Annotated in this window: 15 protein-coding genes; 5 read left to right on the top strand and 10 right to left on the bottom strand. The window is 68.9% G+C overall.

The window, feature by feature from the left end:
• Positions 1-86: 86 nt before the first annotated feature.
• On the bottom strand, positions 87-1733 hold the full coding sequence (locus ACIBCK_RS36205; RefSeq protein WP_399397229.1) for an MDR family MFS transporter: 1647 nt from the start codon (positions 1731-1733) through the stop codon (positions 87-89).
• Positions 1734-1930: 197 nt separating this feature from the next.
• Here ACIBCK_RS36205 and ACIBCK_RS36200 point away from each other — a divergent pair, with 197 nt between their 5' ends.
• Positions 1931-2506, top strand: a complete 576-nt coding sequence (locus ACIBCK_RS36200; RefSeq protein WP_399397227.1) for a TetR/AcrR family transcriptional regulator — start codon at positions 1931-1933, stop codon at positions 2504-2506.
• Between the two features lie 11 nt (positions 2507-2517).
• On the opposite strand, the gene ACIBCK_RS36195 is transcribed toward ACIBCK_RS36200, so the two are convergent.
• A complete protein-coding gene (locus tag ACIBCK_RS36195) occupies positions 2518-3210 on the bottom strand; it encodes a M23 family metallopeptidase (protein ID WP_399397225.1) in 693 nt (230 codons plus the stop codon).
• A 489-nt stretch (positions 3211-3699) separates the two neighbouring features.
• Between ACIBCK_RS36195 and ACIBCK_RS36190 the strand changes: the two genes are divergently transcribed.
• On the top strand, positions 3700-6813 hold the full coding sequence (locus ACIBCK_RS36190; protein WP_399397223.1) for an NACHT domain-containing protein: 3114 nt from the start codon (positions 3700-3702) through the stop codon (positions 6811-6813).
• 50 nt (positions 6814-6863) lie between these two features.
• Here ACIBCK_RS36190 and ACIBCK_RS36185 read toward each other — a convergent pair whose 3' ends face one another.
• Together ACIBCK_RS36185 and ACIBCK_RS36180 are read right to left on the bottom strand one after the other, a co-directional pair.
• Complete coding sequence (locus ACIBCK_RS36185; protein WP_399397221.1) at positions 6864-7607, bottom strand: DUF4232 domain-containing protein; 744 nt, start codon at positions 7605-7607, stop codon at positions 6864-6866.
• A 189-nt stretch (positions 7608-7796) separates the two neighbouring features.
• On the bottom strand, positions 7797-8345 hold the full coding sequence (locus ACIBCK_RS36180; protein WP_399397219.1) for a DUF1062 domain-containing protein: 549 nt from the start codon (positions 8343-8345) through the stop codon (positions 7797-7799).
• Positions 8346-8591: 246 nt separating this feature from the next.
• Between ACIBCK_RS36180 and ACIBCK_RS36175 the strand changes: the two genes are divergently transcribed.
• Together ACIBCK_RS36175 and ACIBCK_RS36170 are read left to right on the top strand one after the other, a co-directional pair.
• Entirely contained in the window at positions 8592-9026 is a 435-nt protein-coding gene (locus tag ACIBCK_RS36175) for a PPOX class F420-dependent oxidoreductase (RefSeq protein WP_399397217.1), read from the top strand.
• Between the two features lie 141 nt (positions 9027-9167).
• Positions 9168-11732 carry an NACHT domain-containing protein gene (locus ACIBCK_RS36170; RefSeq protein ID WP_399397216.1) on the top strand — a complete coding sequence of 855 codons (2565 nt, stop codon included), beginning with the start codon at positions 9168-9170 and terminating at the stop codon, positions 11730-11732.
• Positions 11733-11865: 133 nt separating this feature from the next.
• On the opposite strand, the gene ACIBCK_RS36165 is transcribed toward ACIBCK_RS36170, so the two are convergent.
• Complete coding sequence (locus ACIBCK_RS36165; RefSeq protein ID WP_383267724.1) at positions 11866-14391, bottom strand: ATP-dependent Clp protease ATP-binding subunit; 2526 nt, start codon at positions 14389-14391, stop codon at positions 11866-11868.
• 441 nt (positions 14392-14832) lie between these two features.
• Between ACIBCK_RS36165 and ACIBCK_RS36160 the strand changes: the two genes are divergently transcribed.
• Positions 14833-15426, top strand: coding sequence for an SCO3374 family protein (locus ACIBCK_RS36160; RefSeq protein WP_399397214.1), 594 nt, complete (start codon positions 14833-14835; stop codon positions 15424-15426).
• Here ACIBCK_RS36160 and ACIBCK_RS36155 read toward each other — a convergent pair.
• The 5 genes from ACIBCK_RS36155 to ACIBCK_RS36135 form a co-directional block, all read right to left on the bottom strand.
• Entirely contained in the window at positions 15405-15743 is a 339-nt protein-coding gene (locus ACIBCK_RS36155; RefSeq protein ID WP_351171837.1) for an Lsr2 family protein, read from the bottom strand. The genes ACIBCK_RS36160 and ACIBCK_RS36155 overlap by 22 nt on opposite strands.
• Before the next feature lie 223 nt (positions 15744-15966).
• Entirely contained in the window at positions 15967-16500 is a 534-nt protein-coding gene (locus ACIBCK_RS36150; RefSeq protein WP_399397211.1) for an amino-acid N-acetyltransferase, read from the bottom strand.
• Positions 16501-16509: 9 nt separating this feature from the next.
• On the bottom strand, positions 16510-16926 hold the full coding sequence (locus ACIBCK_RS36145) for a BlaI/MecI/CopY family transcriptional regulator (RefSeq protein ID WP_399397209.1): 417 nt from the start codon (positions 16924-16926) through the stop codon (positions 16510-16512).
• A gap of 179 nt (positions 16927-17105) precedes the next feature.
• Positions 17106-17276 carry a hypothetical protein gene (locus tag ACIBCK_RS36140; RefSeq protein WP_399397207.1) on the bottom strand — a complete coding sequence of 57 codons (171 nt, stop codon included), beginning with the start codon at positions 17274-17276 and terminating at the stop codon, positions 17106-17108.
• Positions 17277-17289: 13 nt separating this feature from the next.
• Positions 17290-17901, bottom strand: a complete 612-nt coding sequence (locus ACIBCK_RS36135) for a hypothetical protein (RefSeq protein ID WP_399397282.1) — start codon at positions 17899-17901, stop codon at positions 17290-17292.
• Positions 17902-17990 lie beyond the last annotated feature (89 nt).

The raw sequence follows: 17990 nt of genomic DNA, 5'->3' as shown, positions 1-17990 counted from the left end.
GCGGCACCGAGCGGCACGGCAAGCGACGGGCCCCCGGCACCATCTGGTGCCGGGGGCCCGTTCAGCCGAGGGAGTGGGACCGCAGGTCAGACGGCCTCTGCAACCGCGTCCCGCGGTCCGTGCGCGGCGTCCCCAGCCGCGTCCTCGGCCGGCTTCTTGGCTTCGGCACTCCCGGAATCCCCGGAGTCCTTGGGCCCGGCGTCCTTCGGGCCGGCCCCCCGCAGGGGGACTTCCTTCACGAACACCGCAGCGACGAGCGCGACGACCCCGATGACCGCGCCCAGCAGGAACGCCGAGTGCGTACCGGCCGACACCGCGTGCTGATAGGCGTCCCGCACCGGAGCCGCCAACTGCCGCAGGCTGTCCGCGTCCAGCTGCGCCGACTGCTCGGTGACCTTGCCGCCGAGCTCCCCGGCCCGCGAGGCCATCGTGTCCTCGACCCGGCTGTTGAACAGCGCGCCCATGATCGCGACGCCGAACGAGGAGCCGAGCGTACGGAAGAGCGTGGCCGAGGACGACGCGACGCCCATGTCCTTCATCTCGACGCTGTTCTGGGCGACCAGCATGGTGATCTGCATCAGGCAGCCCATGCCCGCGCCGAGCACCGCCATGTAGAGGCCCGACGTGAACCGCGTGGTGTCGGTGTCCATCTGCGCCAGCAGGAAGAGGCCGAGGACCATCAGGATGGTGCCGGCGATCGGGAAGATCTTGTACTTGCCGGTGGAGGTGGTGAACCGCCCAGAGAAGAACGAGACGACCATCATCGAGAGCAGCATCGGAAGCAGCAGCAGCCCGGAGTTGGTGGCCGAGGCCCCCTGCACGGCCTGCTGGTACAGCGGCAGGAACAGTATCGCGCCGAACATCACGAAGCCGGTGATGAAGCCGATCACCGACATGAGCGTGAAGTTGAGGCTGCGGAAGATGTGCAGCGGCAGGATCGGCTCGGCGGCCTTCTTCTGGACGATGACGAAGCTGATGAGCGCGACCACGCCGATCGCGATGAGCTCCATGATCACGGTGGAGGTCCAGGCGTACTCCGTGCCGCCCCATGTGGTGACGAGCACGAGCGCGCTGATGCCCACGGTCAGGAGCGCCGCACCGAGGTAGTCGATGCGCCCCTTCGCCTTCTTCTTCGGCAGGTGCAGCACGGCGGTGACCATGGCGAGCGCGATCGCGCCGAGGGGCAGGTTGATGTAGAAGGCCCAGCGCCAGCCGAGGTGATCGGTGATGGTGCCGCCGACGAGAGGTCCGCCGATCATGGCGACCGCCATGACGCCGGTCATCATGCCCATGTACTTGCCGCGCTCCCGCGGCGTGACGAGCTCACCGATGATCGCCATGACGCCGACCATCAGACCGCCCGCGCCGAGCCCCTGCACGGCACGGAAGCCGATCAGCTGGCCCATGTCCTGCGCCATTCCGCTGAGCACGGAACCGAGCAGGAAGATCACTATGGAGGTGAGGAAGACGCCCTTGCGCCCGTACATGTCGCCGAGCTTGCCCCAGATGGGGGTCGAGGCCGCGGTCGCGAGCATGTACGCCGTGACGACCCACGACAGGTGCTCCATGCCGCCGAGGTCACCGACGATCGTCGGCATCGCGGGGCTGACGATCATGTTGTCCAGCATCGCGAGCAGGATGGTGACCATCAGCGCCATCATCACGACGCGCACGCTGCGCGGCTGTGGCGCTTCCTTCGCCTTCTCCCCCGGCTTGTCCTTGGTGTTCGCCATGTTCCCCACTCCCCAGATTCCCCGACTACGTGCCACTGCTTGCCGCCACTACTTACTGGCCCTACTTGTGTGGCCCTACTTACTTGCCGACCGGCAAGCTGACTACACTGAGGGAAACTAGACCCCTAACTAGCCGGGCGTCAAGTAAGTAAAATCGGGTCCAAGGATTCGAGTCGAGGGAGCCGAGGAGCAAAGCAATGGTCACGGGCAAGCAGCAGCGCCGCGGGGACACCCGCCAGCGCATCCAGGACGTGGCCCTCGAACTCTTCGCCGAGCAGGGGTACGAGAAGACGTCACTGCGCGAGATCGCGGAGCGCCTGGACGTCACGAAGGCAGCGCTCTACTACCACTTCAAGACCAAGGAAGACATCCTCACCAGCATCTCCAACGACATGACCCGGCCCATGGACGAGCTGGTGGAGTGGGGCAAGGGGCAGCCGCGCACGCTGGACGTCAAGCGGACGATCCTGACCCGCTACAGCGAGATCCTCACGGACGCGTCCCCGCTCTTCCGCTTCATGCAGGAGAACCAGGCGACGATGCGGGACCTGAAGACGGGTGAGACCTTCAAGGACCGCATGCTGAGCCTGCTCGACATCCTCAGGGAGCCGGACGCGCCCATGACGACCCAGGTGCGCTGCTTCAGCGCGCTGTTCACGATGCACGGCGGGATGTTCGTGCTCAAGGACGCCGAAGGCGACCCCGAGGAGAAGCGCAAGGCCATCCTCGAGGTCGCCATCGATCTGGTGACCCAGGCGCACGAAGGCGCCTAGTTACGCACTGCTCAGACGCTGACGCCGTTGGAGCGCAGGAACGCGACCGGGTCGACCGCCGAGCCGTAGTTCGGGGTCGTACGGATCTCGAAGTGCAGGTGCGGGCCGCTGGAGTTGCCGGTGTTGCCGGACGCGGCGATGTGCTGGCCGGTGCCGACACTCTGGCCGACGCGGACGTCGATCTTCGACAGGTGCGCGTACTGCGAGAACGTGCCGTTGTCGTGCTTGATCACGATGGCGTTGCCGTACGCGGGACCGTCACCGGCGCCGTTGCCGCCGGCCTTGACGACGGTGCCGTTGTGCACGGCCTCGACCGAGGTGCCGATCGACACGGCGAAGTCCTGGCCGGAGTGCTTGCTGGACCACATGTTGCCGCCGAGCCCGAAGGACGCGGAGAGCGTGTACTTGTCGACCGGGTCCTGCCAGGACGCGGCCTTCTTGGCGGCGGCCTGCTTGGCCTGCTGGGCCTTCTTGGTGGCGGCCTGCTTGGCCTTGGCCGCGGCCTTGGCCTGCGCGTCGGCCTGGGCCGATATCGAGTTGGCTGAGACGCCGGGCAGTGCGCTGTTCTTGGCGTCCGCGGCGGAGGCGACGCCGGAACCGAGAACGGCCGACGCTCCGAGCCCGAGGCCCGCGACGGTGATGACGGCCGTCCGCGCACGGAGCAGGGACAGGCCGGACTGGTGGGACGTGGCGCGCTTCGACAAGGCGGATTACCTCCGGGATGGGGAGCGTGTACGTGACACCGCCGCATGTCGCTGCGAGGCACGTGAGACACATAGGGACCCGGCCACACGCTTCGCTGCGTTCCGCCGGGGCCTCACCTTGGTAACCCGCACCCCGCCCGGTGCTCAAACCCCCCATCTACTACCTAAAGCCGTAGCGAACCGCCCACCTTTCGACCCCTTGACACCGACAAATCCCGACAATTACTCCTTCAACCACTTGCCGGAATCGACGGCCCGAGACAGGTTTAACCACACTTCGACAGGGCATCTCGGGCCCGCACCGACGGGTCCCGGGGATGGACTCCCCCGACGCGGCCAACGTCCCGCGGGTTGCGTGCCGAAGGTCCCGACACCCCCTCCGGGCGCCACCACTATTCCATCTAGTACCGGACAAATCGCCTGTGCGTCATGTCACCGGCCCCCGAGATCCACAACCTCCGAAATGTGACCGGGGCTACGCTGCGGCGCATGGATCCCACGGCCTTGGGCGCCCGTCTCGCCTCCGGCGTCATAGCCCCGCTGATCAAGAAACTGTTCGTACGGGAGGGGGTCGGGGCGGGCCTGGTGGAGCGCCCCGTCCGGCTGTCGGGGCTGGTCTCCTTCCGGGGCGAGAAGCGGAGGCTGACCGACGAGGACCTGGCGAAGCTGGCCGGGGAGCTGGTGCACCAGGCGGTACGGGCCTCCGGCGAGCGGGCGGTCCCCGCCGACGAGGAGCAGCCCGTCGTCGACGCCCTGACGCGCACCCTGCACGCCCTCGGTGACCTCACGCTCACGGACGTCCAGGCGGTCGAGCTCGGCCACGACGCGCTCGCGCTGCGGCTGCGCCGGGCGAGCGGGAACCCGGACCGTGACCTGTCGGCGGACGCGTCGTACTTCTACGAGCGCCTGCTCGACACGACGTGCCTGCACATCCTGAACTTCTTCACGCAGCGCTCGGCCTTCGTGGCCCGGACACTGGTGGAACAGAGCCGCCGCCAGTCCGAACTGATCGCCAGGCTCGACGAGTTGATCGCCCGCAATCCCCTGCCCGGGGCGGAGGACGTGGCGTTCGAGCGGCGGTATCTGGCGTACGTGGCGAAGAAGCACGGGAAGCTGACGATCTTCGGGATCGATCTGGCGAACTCGCCGGGGCGGTGGCCGTTGGATGCGGCGTACATGTCGCTTGAGGCGACGGAGCGGCCCGGGAGGTTCCAGCTCTCGCCGCATGAGGTGGCCGGCGCCCTGACCGAGACGGACCCCGCATACGCGCGGTGGGCGGACCAGGTCGAGGAGCCGGCCCCGAGACCCTGCCCCGCCGACCAGGCACTGGCCGACCACGACCGCGTACTCCTGCGAGGGGAAGCGGGTTCGGGCAAGACGACCCTCGTCCAGTGGCTGGCGGTGAGTGCCGCACGCCGCACCGTGGACGACGCCCGCATGACCTACCTCCAGGACCGCATCCCCTTCGTACTCCCCCTTCGCAGCCTCACCCGCCACGGCGAGCGCCTCCCGGCCCCGGCGCATTTCCTCTCGGCGGTCGGCTCCCCGCTGGCGGGGACGCAGCCCGAGGGATGGGAGTCGCGCGTACTGACCGCGGGCCGTGCGCTGATCCTGCTGGACGGCATCGACGAGATCCCGGAGTCGGAGCGCACGCGCACGCGGGAGTGGCTCGGGGACCTGATCGACGCGTATCCCGGAAACCGGTGGCTCGTGACCTCGCGTCCGTCGGCGGTGGGCGAGGAATGGCTCGCCGAAGCGGACTTCACGGAGCTGACCCTCTCCCCGATGAGCCGCGGCGAAGCGGCGGCATTCATCGGGCGCTGGCACGCGGCCGCGCGCACGGGCGCGGCGGAGGAGGACGGAGCCCTCGCCTCGTACGAGAACCAGCTCCTGGAAGCGGTGCGGGCGAAGCCGGATCTCGGCCGGCTGGCCACCAACCCGCTCATGTGCGGCCTGATCTGCGCACTGCACAGGGACCGCAGGGGGTTCCTCCCCTTGGGGCGCAAGGACCTCTACGCCGCGGCGCTCTCCATGCTCCTGGTCCGCCGGGACCGCGAGCGCCACATGGGCGTACCCGAACTGCGGGAGGAGCCGCAGATCCAGCTGCTTCAGCGACTCGCCTACTGGCTGATCCGCAACAGCCGTACGCAGATGGACCGTTCACGGGCGGAGGCCATCATCGGCGCCGCACTGCCCGCGGTGCCGGAGGTCGCCACTCTCGGTGACGCGAAGGCGGTGTACGGCCACTTCTTGCTCCGCAGCGGACTCCTCCGCGAACCGGGCCCCGACACAGTCGAGTTCGTCCACCGCACGTTCCAGGACTTCCTCGGGGCCCGGGCGGTGGTGGACGAGGGCGACTTCGGGCTGCTCGCCCAGCACGCGGCGGACGACCAGTGGGAAGACGTCGTCCGCATGGCGGTGGCACAGGCTCGTCCCCGTGAACGGGTGGAAATCATCGGGGGGTTGCTCTCCGCAGGCGACGAACACCCGGAGCAGGGCGCCCGGAAGCGGATCCATCTCCTGGCGGCGGCATGCCTGGAGCACGCGGCGGAACTGGCGCCCGAGGTGCGGGTAGCGGTCGGGCAGCGCATGAAGGCACTGATCCCGCCCCACAGCAGCCAGGACGCCCGCGAGCTCGGCGCTGTCGGAGCCATGGTGCTCGACCTGCTGCCCGGGCCGCAGGACCTGAGCGACAAGGACGCCAAGCACGTGGTGACCGCCGCGACGCACGTCCGATCGGACGCCGCGATCCCCTTCCTGGCGCGCTTCGCCCGGCATACCGCTCTCGGCGTACGCAGCCAGCTCATGTGGGCGTGGGGCCGCTACGACTGCCGTGCCTACGCGGAGCAGGTCATCGCCCATCTGGACGACGGGCAGGTCCACTTCACCCTCCGCAGCGACGAACAGGCCGCCGAGCTCGAACGTCTGCGGCTGCACCCACGGCAGCTGGACATCCGCGAGACCGTTTCGCCGGCCGCCGCGTCCCATCTGCTCGCCACCGCTCCACCCACGTATCTCTCTCTGGGGATCTCCCCCGCCCGCCTCACCGGCGAGGCGCACGACGCGCTGCTCGGCCTGGAGGACCTGCGCCTGTGGGAGATCGCCGAGCCGCACCGTCTGACGTCGATCCCGGCAGGGGCTGCCCTGCGCAGCATCGGGTTCCTCGGCGCGGACCGTCCGGAGGATCTGCACCACATCGACAGTTGGCCGGGACTGCAGTGGGTGGTCTTCGGCAGAGGCATGGGTCCCAGCTCCGCCGAGCACTGGCAGGCCTTGGCCCGTCTGCCCCGCCTCACCCAGCTGACCCTTCCCTCCGAGGCGCTCGCCTCCGCGCCCCCCGGTCTTGTCCTGCCCGGCGTGACGGACCTGCTCCTGAACCGGGCGGACGACTGGGATGTAGCGAAGACGCACATAGGAAGGCTGCTGCCACGCCTCACGCATCTACGGCTGCCGCTGCTGCCCGACGAGGACCCGGTGGACATCTCCTGCCTCCCGACGCTGCTGCCCGCCTTGACCTACGTGCGAGCACCGCAACAGGTACGGGGGGCTGCCGAGCTGCCCGCCCACATCGAGGTGGACACGTACATCCACGTCACCGATTGAAGTCACCGGTTGAACGGAGCGCACTCGCGCTGCCCGCGACTGTTCGAGACCTACTGGGCGCCGCCCTGACCCGCGCTGCCGATCGGGCCGACCTTGACCGAGGAGCCGGAGCCGTCGCTCACGGGCAGCGTGGCGGCGCCCGGCCACTCCAGGGAGTACGACTTCGTCTCACCGGGAGGGGTCACCACGAGGCCCGTGATACGGACCCCGGAGCCGCCCGTGTCGTTCATCGGGTAGCTGACGTAGAAGGACACCGACTCCCCGCCCGTGAGCACCATCTGCTCGGCCGGCTTCCCCTCGCGCGTGGCGGACAGGTCCCCCGCGTTGGTCTTCAGGTCGATGCCGGCGAACCCGGAGAGCAGGCAGCCCCGGTCACCGGGGTTCTTGAACGTCACCGCGACCGAACCCTTGTCGTCGCCGTCGATGGTGCTGTCCGTCGCCGAGATGTCGAGATCATCCGTACGGCACTTCTCGGCCCGCTCGACGTTGCCCGCACCGCTCCCGGCCGCAGCACCCTGCCCGCCCGAGCTCTTCCCGGCCGAGTCCTTGCCGCCGCCCTGCTCCGAACCGCCGCCCTGCTCCGAGCCACCGCCCTGCTCCGAGCCGCCGTCCGAGCCGGAGCCGCCGCCCGACGAGGAAGCGCTGGACGCCGCCGACGGGTCGCCCTGGCCCGTCACGTCATCGCCGTTGCAGGCCGTGAGCGAGAGGCTCGCGGCGACGGTCAGGGCGGCGGCGGCGAAGCGCAGGTTGCGGCGACGAGTGGCGGTGGCGTTGGTGTTGGTGTTGGTGCGCATGGTGGGTCCCCCGTAAGGAGTGGGTGGGTGTTCCCTCTTCGGAACAACACCGACTCTGATCGAGGCCACTAATGCCGAGCTCCCATCCGACTAACATCCGCCTAACGCGCGCGGAAGCAGCCGCCGGGGCCTGCCCGGCACGACGCCGGGCAGGCCCCTGACCTGGAGAGTTTCCCCGATACGCGGGGCTCAGCGCTTGAGCATGAAGGTGAAGTCACCGGAGAGCTTGCCGCTCAGCCGGACCGCGGAGACCAGCTTTCCCTCCGCGATCAGCCTCTCGGCCTCGGCCCGCGAAAGCCCGCAGCCGTCGGCGATCAGCCGCGCGGGCCGGACGGGTATCCGCGCCGCGAAGCGAACCGATACGTCGATCACCTCGTGGCCCAGGTGGTCCGATCCGCCGGTGTCGAGACGCCAGGCACCGTCCCAGTCGAGGGCGATGCGATTACGCCGCCGCAGGGTCGGATCCTGGAGCAACTCAGCAGCCAGAGCAGGGTCGTTGCCGTGCATGCGGTCGAGTAGTTCCACACGTACGGAGCGCACGTTCGCCCGCTCCAGAACCGTGAGCTTCGCCGTTTCCCCGCAAGCGGTGCAGAGCACGAGGAGCCAGGCGTCGAGGAGCTTGTGGTGGGCGTTGACGCGGAACTTGCCGTCCGGCCGGAAGCGCTCGGACGCGCAGGCGTGGCAACGGCGGAGGACGGTAGGCAGGCAGGTGGGCATGACCACCCAGCGATTGAGCACAGAAGTACACCGGTTTCAGTGAGAAGTCCGCAGCAAGAAGCAGCACGACGCGCAGGCGAGGCGCGACGCGCGACGAAATCAGCGCTCGGGAAAACTCACAGGGTGTACAACGGCACGTCCTTGCCTAGACGACTCGGTTCGCAGGCACGGTAGTGGCACGCAGCACGGCCACTCCACCGCTTTTCCGAGCGGCTGCGGCACCGTGGGCGCGGAATACCCCACCCCAGAACCCCGGTTGGCCCCCACATGACGACTGACGCGCACTTCGACCCCCACGCCCTGCTCGCCCGGAGCGACCTCGGCGTGCTGGCCACGATCAAGGCCGACGGGCGGCCCCAGCTCTCGCCCGTCATGCCCTCGTACGACCGCTCCGCGGGCCTCATCCGCGTATCGACGACCGCGCGGACGGCGAAGATCGCGAACCTGCGGCGCGACCCCCGCGCCGCGCTGGAGGTGACGAGCCCGGACGGCCGCGCCTGGGCCACCGCCGAGGGCACGGCCACCCTCATCGGGCCCGGGAACGACCCGCAAGGGCCCGAGGTCCAGGCCCTGGTGGACTACTACCGCGCCGCGGCCGGCGAGCACCCGAACTGGGACGAGTACCGCAAGGTCATGGTGTCCGACCACCGGGTGCTGATCACCATGACGGTCGAGAACGTCTACGGCGCCAAGCTCTCGTAGCGGCGCCCTCACGGCCTGGATGGGGCTCATCTCCACACCCGCGGGGCGGGGTTGACCTACGCTTGGCCCTTTACGACGCACAACCGGCAGACCGACACTTCACGACACACGAAATCCCACCCGCAGGGACCCTCTATGTCCATGGAGCCCGTTGTCCGCATCCCCTCGACGCTCGCCGCACCCCTCGTACAACGGCTCATCCGGCTGCCTCCCGCGCAGCCGCCCGCCGCGCCCGACCTGATCGCGGCCCTCGCCACCTGGCGCGGCGCGGACGCCCCCGCGACCCCGGACGACGTGCACCGCGCCGCCGCTGACTTCGTCCACCTCGCCGCCGAGGCGCACTCCGCCCCGGTCACCGAACTCAACGCCGTCGTCGCGGTGTTGACCCGCACACTGCTCGCCATCGGTGAACTGGACCTCACGGACGTGGACGCCGTACGCCTGGGTCCGCAGGACTACGCACGGCGGCTGCGAGGGGCCGTGCAGGGCGCGGACCGGGCGCTCTCACCCGCCGCCGCGTGGTTCCACGACGAGCTGCTCGTCGCCGTGTGTCTGCACGTCCTGTACCACTTCGTCCGGCGCTCCCCGCACATTCAGCGGCACATGGCCGAGCGTGCCAGCCGTATACGCCAGCTCATCGACCTGAACGACGCGGAGGCCTCGGCCCGGCAGCCCGAACGCTCCCAGGAGGACCGAGACTTCGAGGCCGCGTACGCCGAAGAGGTCGTACGTCAGCACGGCTGGCTCACCATCGTCGGCGTGGACCTCGCCAACGCGCCGGACCGCTGGCCCCTGGAGGACACCTACCTCAGCCTCGAGGCCGAGGAGAGCAGCGGCAGCGGCGTACCGGGCGAGCCGCGCACCGTGCTGCTCGCCGACCGGGCCCTTGAGGGGCACGAGCGGGTGCTCCTTCGCGGCGACGCGGGCTCGGGCAAGACGACCCTCGTCCAGTGGCTCGCCGTGGCCGCGGCCCGCGAGGGCGCCCGCGTGCCCTTCGTCCTGCCCGTACGCCGCTTCGCCCGCGAGGGTTTCCCGGCCCCGGACGACTTCCTGCACGCCATCCGCCACCCACTGGCCGACCAGGCACCCGAAGGCTGGGTCGTACGCACCCTCCTCGCGGGCCGCGCCATGCTCCTGGTGGACGGCATCGACGAGGCCCCGGAGGCGACCCGCGGCGAACTGCGCAACCAGCTGCGCCGCCTCCTTCGCATCTTCTCCGGCAACGGCTGCCTGGTGACATCACGCCCCTCCGCCGTCGAGGACGGCTGGCTCGCCCAGGAGCGCCTAGCCGAGGAGGGCTTCAAGGAACTCTCCCTCGCGCCGATGTCACGCGACCAGGTCACCCGCTTCGTCCACGACTGGCACGCGGCCGCGCTGAGCGACGAGCAGTGCAAGGAACAGGCGGAGCGCGACAAGCTGCGGGAGTACGAGCAGCGCCTCCTGCACTCCGTGCGCATCTACCGCGAGCTGCGCCAGCTCGCCACCAACCCCCTGATGTGCGGCCTGATCTGCGCCCTCAACCGCGACCGCTCCGGCTCCCTGCCCAAAGGCCGCAAGGAGCTGTACGACGCCGCCCTGGAGATGCTCCTCCAGCGCCGCGACCCCGAGCGCGACGTGCTGTACGCCGATGACGTACGGCTCCAGCAAGGGCCCCGGGAGCTGCTCCTGCGCAAACTGGCCCACGCGATGGTCGGTGACGGCGTCTCGGAGCTGCCGCGCGAGCGCGTGGTCGCCATCCTGGACGGCGCGCTGCCCGCCATCCCCTCCGCGCGCGCCGAGGGCGACGGCGAGAAGATCTTCCGTCATCTGCTGCACCGCACGGGCCTGTTGCGCGAACAGGCGGGCCTCTCGGTGGACTTCATCCACCGCACCTTCCAGGACTATCTGGCCGCCAAGGAAATAGTGGCCCGCGGCGAGTTCCGCACCCTGGTGGAGCACGCGCACCGCGCCGACTGGGAGGAGGTCATCCGCATGGCCGCCGCCCACGCACGCCCCGAGGAGTGCGCCGACTTCCTTGAACGGCTCCTGGCAGCCGCCCCGAACCTGCGCCGCCCGCACGTGAACCACCGGCGTCTGATGGCCGCGGCCTGCCTGGAACACGTCACCGAGCTCGACCCCGCGGTGCAGCAGCTCGTCCACGACCGTACGAAGAACCTCGTGCGCCCCACGACGGAGCTGGCCGCCCGCAGCCTCGGCTGGGTCGGCCCCATCGTCCTCGAGCAGCTGCCGGACCCCGAGCAGGTGCCGAGCGACCAGCAGGCGCTCCTCCTGGCGATCACGGCCACCCGCGTCCAGGACGACGCCGCCATCGACTACCTCGCCCGCCTGCGCCACCGCTCGGCCCTGGCCATCCGGATGGAACTGGCCCGCCCCTGGCGGCACTTCGACACCGAGCGGTACGCGCGCGAGATCATCGCCCACCTCGACCCGGTCGGCCTGTACTACCCGGTGTCCGACACGGCCGAGCTGGCGGCGCTCAGGCACCTGGGCGGGCGGCCGTGGATCCAGGTCGTGGGCGTCATCCGCACCGAGGAGCTCCTCGACGGCCTCGATCACGACCAGCTCACCCACCTGTGGATCACCGCCGAGCTGGCCGACACGGACGTCTCATGGCTCTCCCGCTTCCCGAACCTGACCGTGCTACGAGTGAACCCCCGCCTCCCCCGCATGCAAAACGTCCCGGAGGGCGTCACGATCACGTCTTAGCGCCCCGTAGGGGCGCGGGGAACTGCGCGCCCAGCCACGAGGCACCCGCAGCCGAAGACCAAAGCAAAAGGGGCTGCCCCGGACCGTAAGTACGATCCGGGGCAGCCCCCGCACTGCTCAGCGGGCCGGAGGCCTACGCCTCCTTGCTCAGGTTAGGCCCGGCGCCACCAGCCGCCTGCTCGATCGGCGGGACATCCGGAAGCGCCGCCTTCTCCTCGCCGCGGAAGGTGAACTTGGCTTCCTCGCCCTCACCCTCCGTGCCGACGACCACGATGTGGCCGGGGCGGAGCTCGCCGAAGAGGATCTTCTCCGACAGGATGTCCTCGACCTCGCGCTGGATCGTCCGGCGCAGCGGCCGGGCGCCCATGACCGGGTCGTAACCCTTCTTGGCCAGGAGCTTCTTCGCGTCACCGCTGAGCTCGATGCCCATGTCGCGGTCCTTCAGACGCTCGTCGACCTTGGCGATCATGAGGTCGACGATCTGGATGATGTCTTCCTCGGTGAGCTGGTGGAAGACCACCGTGTCGTCGACACGGTTCAGGAACTCCGGGCGGAAGTGCTGCTTCAGCTCGTCGTTGACCTTGGTCTTCATACGCTCGTAGTTCGTCTTGACGTCACCCGCGGCGGCAAATCCGAGGTTGAAGCCCTTGGAGATGTCACGCGTGCCGAGGTTGGTCGTCATGATGATGACCGTGTTCTTGAAGTCCACGACCCGGCCCTGGGAGTCGGTCAGGCGACCGTCCTCCAGGATCTGGAGAAGCGAGTTGAAGATATCCGGGTGGGCCTTCTCGACCTCGTCGAAGAGAACCACCGAGAACGGCTTGCGACGCACCTTCTCCGTCAGCTGACCGCCCTCTTCGTAACCGACATATCCGGGCGGCGAACCGAAGAGACGCGAGACCGTGTGCTTCTCGCTGAACTCCGACATGTCGAGGGAGATCAGCGCGTCCTCGTCGCCGAAGAGGAATTCGGCGAGCGTCTTGGAAAGCTCCGTCTTACCGACACCGGACGGGCCGGCGAAGATGAACGAGCCACCGGGACGCTTCGGGTCCTTCAGACCGGCGCGCGTACGACGAATCGCCTGCGAAAGCGCCTTGATGGCGTCCTTCTGGCCGATGACGCGCTTGTGGAGCTCATCCTCCATGCGCAGCAGACGCGAGGACTCCTCCTCGGTCAGCTTGAAGACCGGAATGCCCGTCGCCGTGGCGAGGACCTCGGCGATGAGCTCGCCGTCGACCTCGGCGACGACGTCCATGTCGCCGGCCTTCCACTCCTTCTCGCGCTTGGCCTTCGCCGCGAGCAGCTGCTTCTCCTTGTCACGCAGAGAGGCGGCCTTCTCGAAGTCCTGCGAGTCGATCGCGGACTCCTTGTCGCGGCGGACACCCGCGATCTTCTCGTCGAACTCGCGGAGGTCCGGCGGCGCGGTCATCCGGCGGATGCGCATGCGCGAGCCGGCCTCGTCGATGAGGTCGATCGCCTTGTCCGGCAGGAAGCGGTCCGAGATGTACCGGTCGGCCAGGGTGGCGGCCTGCACCAGCGCCTCGTCCGTGATGGAGACCCTGTGGTGGGCCTCGTAACGGTCGCGCAGACCCTTGAGGATCTCGATGGTGTGCGGCAGGGACGGCTCCGCGACCTGGATGGGCTGGAAGCGGCGCTCGAGGGCCGCGTCCTTCTCCAGGTGCTTGCGGTACTCGTCCAGCGTCGTGGCACCGATGGTCTGCAGCTCGCCTCGCGCCAGCATGGGCTTGAGGATGCTCGCGGCGTCGATCGCGCCCTCGGCGGCGCCCGCACCCACCAGGGTGTGGAGCTCGTCGATGAACAGGATGATGTCGCCGCGGGTGCGGATCTCCTTGAGGACCTTCTTCAGGCGCTCCTCGAAGTCACCGCGGTAGCGCGAACCGGCGACCAGCGCGCCGAGGTCAAGCGTGTAGAGGTGCTTGTCCTTCAGCGTCTCGGGCACCTCGCCCTTGACGATGGCCTGCGCGAGGCCCTCGACGACGGCGGTCTTGCCGACGCCGGGCTCGCCGATGAGCACGGGGTTGTTCTTCGTACGGCGGGACAGCACCTGCATGACCCGCTCGATCTCCTTCTCGCGCCCGATGACCGGGTCGAGCTTGGACTCACGAGCGGCCTGGGTGAGATTCCGGCCGAACTGGTCGAGCACCAGGGACGTGGAAGGCGTGCCCTCCGCAGGACCGCCTGCGGTGGCGGTCTCCTTGCCTTGGTATCCGGAAAGCAGCTGGATGACCTGCTGCCGCACCCGGTTGAGATCGGCGCCCAGCTTCACGAGGACCTGGGCTGCGACGCCCTCGCCCTCGCGGATCAGGCCGAGCAGGATGTGCTCCGTGCCGATGTAGTTGTGGCCCAGCTGAAGGGCCTCGCGGAGCGAAAGCTCCAGGACCTTCTTGGCACGGGGGGTGAAGGGGATGTGCCCGGACGGGGCCTGCTGGCCCTGACCGATGATCTCCTCCACCTGCTGGCGGACCGCCTCGAGCGAAATCCCGAGGCTCTCCAGGGCCTTAGCGGCGACACCCTCGCCCTCGTGGATCAAGCCCAGGAGGATGTGCTCGGTGCCGATGTAGTTGTGGTTGAGCATCCGGGCTTCTTCCTGAGCCAGGACGACAACCCGCCGCGCGCGGTCGGTGAACCTCTCGAACATCGTTAATCGCTCCTCAGAGCGGTCAGGCAGTAAGGGGGCTGTCCCCTCCCTGTCCTTCCGCAGCTTAGTCCCGCAAGCGGGGACCGCTCATTCCAACTGCCGACACCCGGCCGAGAACAAGAGGTGCCTCCTGACCCCGAACGCCGACAACTGCTCCAACCCGATGGTGCGAGACGATGTTCCCGCAGGCCAAGCACTTACCCTCACCACCACTACGCCGATGGCGAACGTGAGACGGCCTGACGCGTGTGTCGCCCCTCCCCACTAGGGATGTCTTACCCGCAACGACTGACACTCCATGCGGCGCGCGCCGGTTCCCTCCGCTACGGGCGAACACCCTTGCGCCGCCGAACACGCTTTTGCGCCCTCTTTCCGGCCACTGAGCGCAATCGCAGCGCCACTCTGCGTAACCCGAGACCCTTCCGGCCGGTTGCTCCATGCATGGCCTTCACCGTTCCCAAGCCCCGCGATCCGGTCGAGCAGAGCGACCCGGTGCGGCAGTGGTACGAGAACGAACTCGGCTGGGCGACGGATGACCGCCGTCCGGGCCTGCCGGTGCGGCTCCTGACGGGGCTCCGCTTCGACGTACTGCAGCTGCCCGCCGAGGCCGGTTTCGCCGCCCTGCGTCATCTCGGGCCCAAGGCTCCGGTGGCACTGCGGGGAGACTCGATGCGGCTCTTCGTGGCCGCGGGGAGCGCCGACGAACTGCCGGGGCTCCTGGAGTGGCTGGAGTGGGGCGGCATCCCCCTGGACCTCACGGCCATCGGTGCGGGCGGACGGATCGACGCGCCCACGCCTCCGGGGTGGTCCGGCACGCAGGGGGCCGCCGTATGGCTGCGACCCCCAGAGCCCGGGTGCGAGGTGGAGCCGACGCTGCCGGCACTGCCGTCCCTGTCGTGCGTGGGGGGTGGCTCCGTGCCCCACAGCGACCCCGCCGTGGGCTCCGGTCTCGTACGACTTGTGGACACGGCGGCAACGCAGTGCCACCGGGTCCGGTTGCGACGGACCCGGCGTCAGCCGTTGGCCTTCTCGTAGGCCTCGCGAATGGAGGCGGGGACGCGGCCGCGGTCGTTGACCTCGAAACCGTTGTCCTTCGCCCAGGCGCGGATCGCCGCGGTGTCCTGACCGCCGCTCGTGGCGGAGGCACGGGCTTTGGCGCGCCCGGCCGAACCACGGCCACCGGTACGACGACCACCCTTGAGGTACGGCTCAAGGAGACCGCGGAGCTTGTCCGCGTTCGACGTGGTGAGGTCGATCTCGTACGACTTGCCGTCCAGCGCAAACGTCACGGTCTCGTCTGCCTCGCCGCCGTCGAGGTCATCGACAAGAAGGACCTGAACCTTCTGTGCCACCGGATTTCCTTTCATCGATAACTTAGGGCTGGATCGCACGGCACGAGCCGTGGAATCGGCGCCCCCTGTTATATGCAGTACTGCAGTACGTCGGAAAGCAAACCGCTTTTGCTGGAAAAACACAAACCCCCGGGAGAGACTCGGCACCCCGAGAACCCAGGAAACATGCGCGTTTCGGACATAGGGAACCGGGGCAGCCGCCGACCCGGAATACCGGCGACGATCACAGATGCAGAAGCATCCGGCTGTTGCCCAAGGTGTTCGGTTTCACTCGTTCGAGGCCCAGGAACTCCGCGACACCCTCGTCTTTGGAACGCAGCAGCTCGCTGTAGACATCTCCGTCGACAGGCGTCTCACCGATCTCCACGAAGCCGTGCTTCGCGAAGAAGTCGACTTCGAAGGTGAGACAGAAAACCCGCCGGACACCGAGCCAGCGAGCGGTCTGCAGCAACTTGCCCAACACCTGATGACCTACTCCGCCGCCCTTGACGTCGGGGTTCACCGCGAGAGTGCGGACTTCCGCCAGGTCTTCCCACATCACGTGCAGGGCCCCGCAGCCGACGACCTCGGCGTTGTCGTCGCGTTCCGCGACCCAGAACTCCTGGAGGGACTCGTAAAGGGCGACCGTTGCTTTGTCGAGCAGGATCCCCTGACGGGCGTAGGAGTCGAGGAGGTTGCGTACGACCGGCACATCGGCTGTGCGCGCCCGGCGTACGGAGACTGCTTTAGCGCTGAGTTCAGGGGGTTCCGCTGGCATGAGCGGACGCTATCGCTCTGCTTCGGGCTCCGCATCGCCGGGGTTCTCCGGGACTGGGGTTTGAGACACCGGGCCCACGATCCGCATCGCGTCACTGAGGGCTTCGCGCTGTTCCGCCGACATCATCCCGAAGAACGCGACGAGAGCGGCGGCCGGGTTGTCGCTCTGCGACCATGCTTCGTTCATCAGTGCGGCGGCGTAGGCGGCCCGAGTGGAGACCGCCTCATATCGATAGGCGCGGCCTTCCGCTTCGCGGCGCACCCAGCCCTTCTGATGAAGATTGTCCAAAACGGTCATGACGGTGGTGTACGCGATGGACCGTTCCTGCTGAAGGTCTTCCAGGACTTCTCGAACGGTCACGGGGCGGTTCCACTTCCACACCCGTGTCATGACTGAGTCTTCGAGTTCTCCCAAGGGGCGAGGCACACCAGAACAATAGTGGGAGATGTCACTAATGGCGTGACGGACGTGGCGGAGGCGCCATTTCCCCAACAAAAAGGGCGTACGACTCGGAATGTGAGCGAGTCGTACGCCGGTCGACCCCCCGGTCGGTCCTGGGTGGGGGGTCAGGTCTCGGGGTCAGGCCTTGGGGTCAGGCCTTGGGGTCAGGCCTTGGGGGTCTGCCGGGCGCCTTCGGCGCGGGCGATCACGGCGTCGACGGCCGCGTCCTCCTTGGCCTTGTTGGCACCGCCCTGGGTCTTCACGATCGTCACGATGAGACCGCCGAAGAACACGGCCATCACTACGGGGGGCAGGAGCGCGGAGACGTATTCCATGCCCCCAGAGTAGCTAGCCCGCGGCGCGCTGGTGCGGCGGGTCCGCCGGGCGGCGCTTGGGAGGGAAGACCTCGGCCGGGGTCGGCACGGGGCGGGGCGGCTCCGGAGCGGCGGGCTTCACCGGAGGGGACTTCGGCGTCTTGGGCTTGGGCGCGGCCTGGTCGTCCGCGTCGCTCCGGCCGCCGGGGAGGGCGAGCAGGCGTGTGCGCGATGCGGGGACGAGGGGGCGGGGCGCCGGGACGGTCGCCTGCGTCCGGCCCGAGAGGCGGGCGCGTACGGCCTGCTCGGCGACGGTCCGGCAGCGGGCGAGGAGGGCGGCGGCGACCGGGTTGCCGCGCAGGGCACGCAGCGCGGCGAGATCGTCGGCGCCCGGCTGGTAGCCGGAGCCGAGGACGTCCTCGAGGAGCGCGAGGTAGCCGGTTGCGGTGCCGGGCAGGGCCGCCCGGTAGCGGGCGAGGTCGGCCAGCAGGAAGGCGCGGAGCCTGGCGCCCTCGTTCACCGCGTCGTCGACGGCGACGGCGAGGCGTAGGCAGTCCTGGACGTCCGCGTCGGAGACGGGGCTGGGATGCAGGGCGAGGGCCAGAGCGCGGCGGAGCACACGCAGTTCCTCCGCACCGAAGGCCATGCCGCCGCGAGATCCGTATGGCGTGGGCATGGACTGACGATAAGTGCAAAGTGGACAAAATCCGCTTAACGCACATGTGTGGCGTGGTT

This window comes from Streptomyces sp. NPDC051218, assembly GCF_044455475.1.
Taxonomy (GTDB): Bacteria; Actinomycetota; Actinomycetes; order Streptomycetales; family Streptomycetaceae; genus Streptomyces.
This window is presented reverse-complemented; position numbering and strand designations above follow the sequence as displayed.

Bases quoted from the DNA above. Each gene is read 5' to 3' on its own strand.
- ACIBCK_RS36205 (WP_399397229.1), bottom strand. From the start codon at position 1,733: ATGGCGAACACCAAGGACAAGCCGGGGGAGAAGGCGAAGGAAGCGCCA.
- ACIBCK_RS36200 (WP_399397227.1), top strand. From the start codon at position 1,931: ATGGTCACGGGCAAGCAGCAGCGCCGCGGGGACACCCGCCAGCGCATC.
- ACIBCK_RS36190 (WP_399397223.1), top strand. From the start codon at position 3,700: ATGGATCCCACGGCCTTGGGCGCCCGTCTCGCCTCCGGCGTCATAGCC.
- ACIBCK_RS36185 (WP_399397221.1), bottom strand. From the start codon at position 7,607: ATGCGCACCAACACCAACACCAACGCCACCGCCACTCGTCGCCGCAAC.
- ACIBCK_RS36175 (WP_399397217.1), top strand. From the start codon at position 8,592: ATGACGACTGACGCGCACTTCGACCCCCACGCCCTGCTCGCCCGGAGC.
- ACIBCK_RS36170 (WP_399397216.1), top strand. From the start codon at position 9,168: ATGGAGCCCGTTGTCCGCATCCCCTCGACGCTCGCCGCACCCCTCGTA.
- ACIBCK_RS36165 (WP_383267724.1), bottom strand. From the start codon at position 14,391: ATGTTCGAGAGGTTCACCGACCGCGCGCGGCGGGTTGTCGTCCTGGCT.
- ACIBCK_RS36160 (WP_399397214.1), top strand. From the start codon at position 14,833: ATGGCCTTCACCGTTCCCAAGCCCCGCGATCCGGTCGAGCAGAGCGAC.
- ACIBCK_RS36150 (WP_399397211.1), bottom strand. From the start codon at position 16,500: ATGCCAGCGGAACCCCCTGAACTCAGCGCTAAAGCAGTCTCCGTACGC.
- ACIBCK_RS36140 (WP_399397207.1), bottom strand. From the start codon at position 17,276: ATGGAATACGTCTCCGCGCTCCTGCCCCCCGTAGTGATGGCCGTGTTC.
- ACIBCK_RS36135 (WP_399397282.1), bottom strand. From the start codon at position 17,901: ATGGCCTTCGGTGCGGAGGAACTGCGTGTGCTCCGCCGCGCTCTGGCC.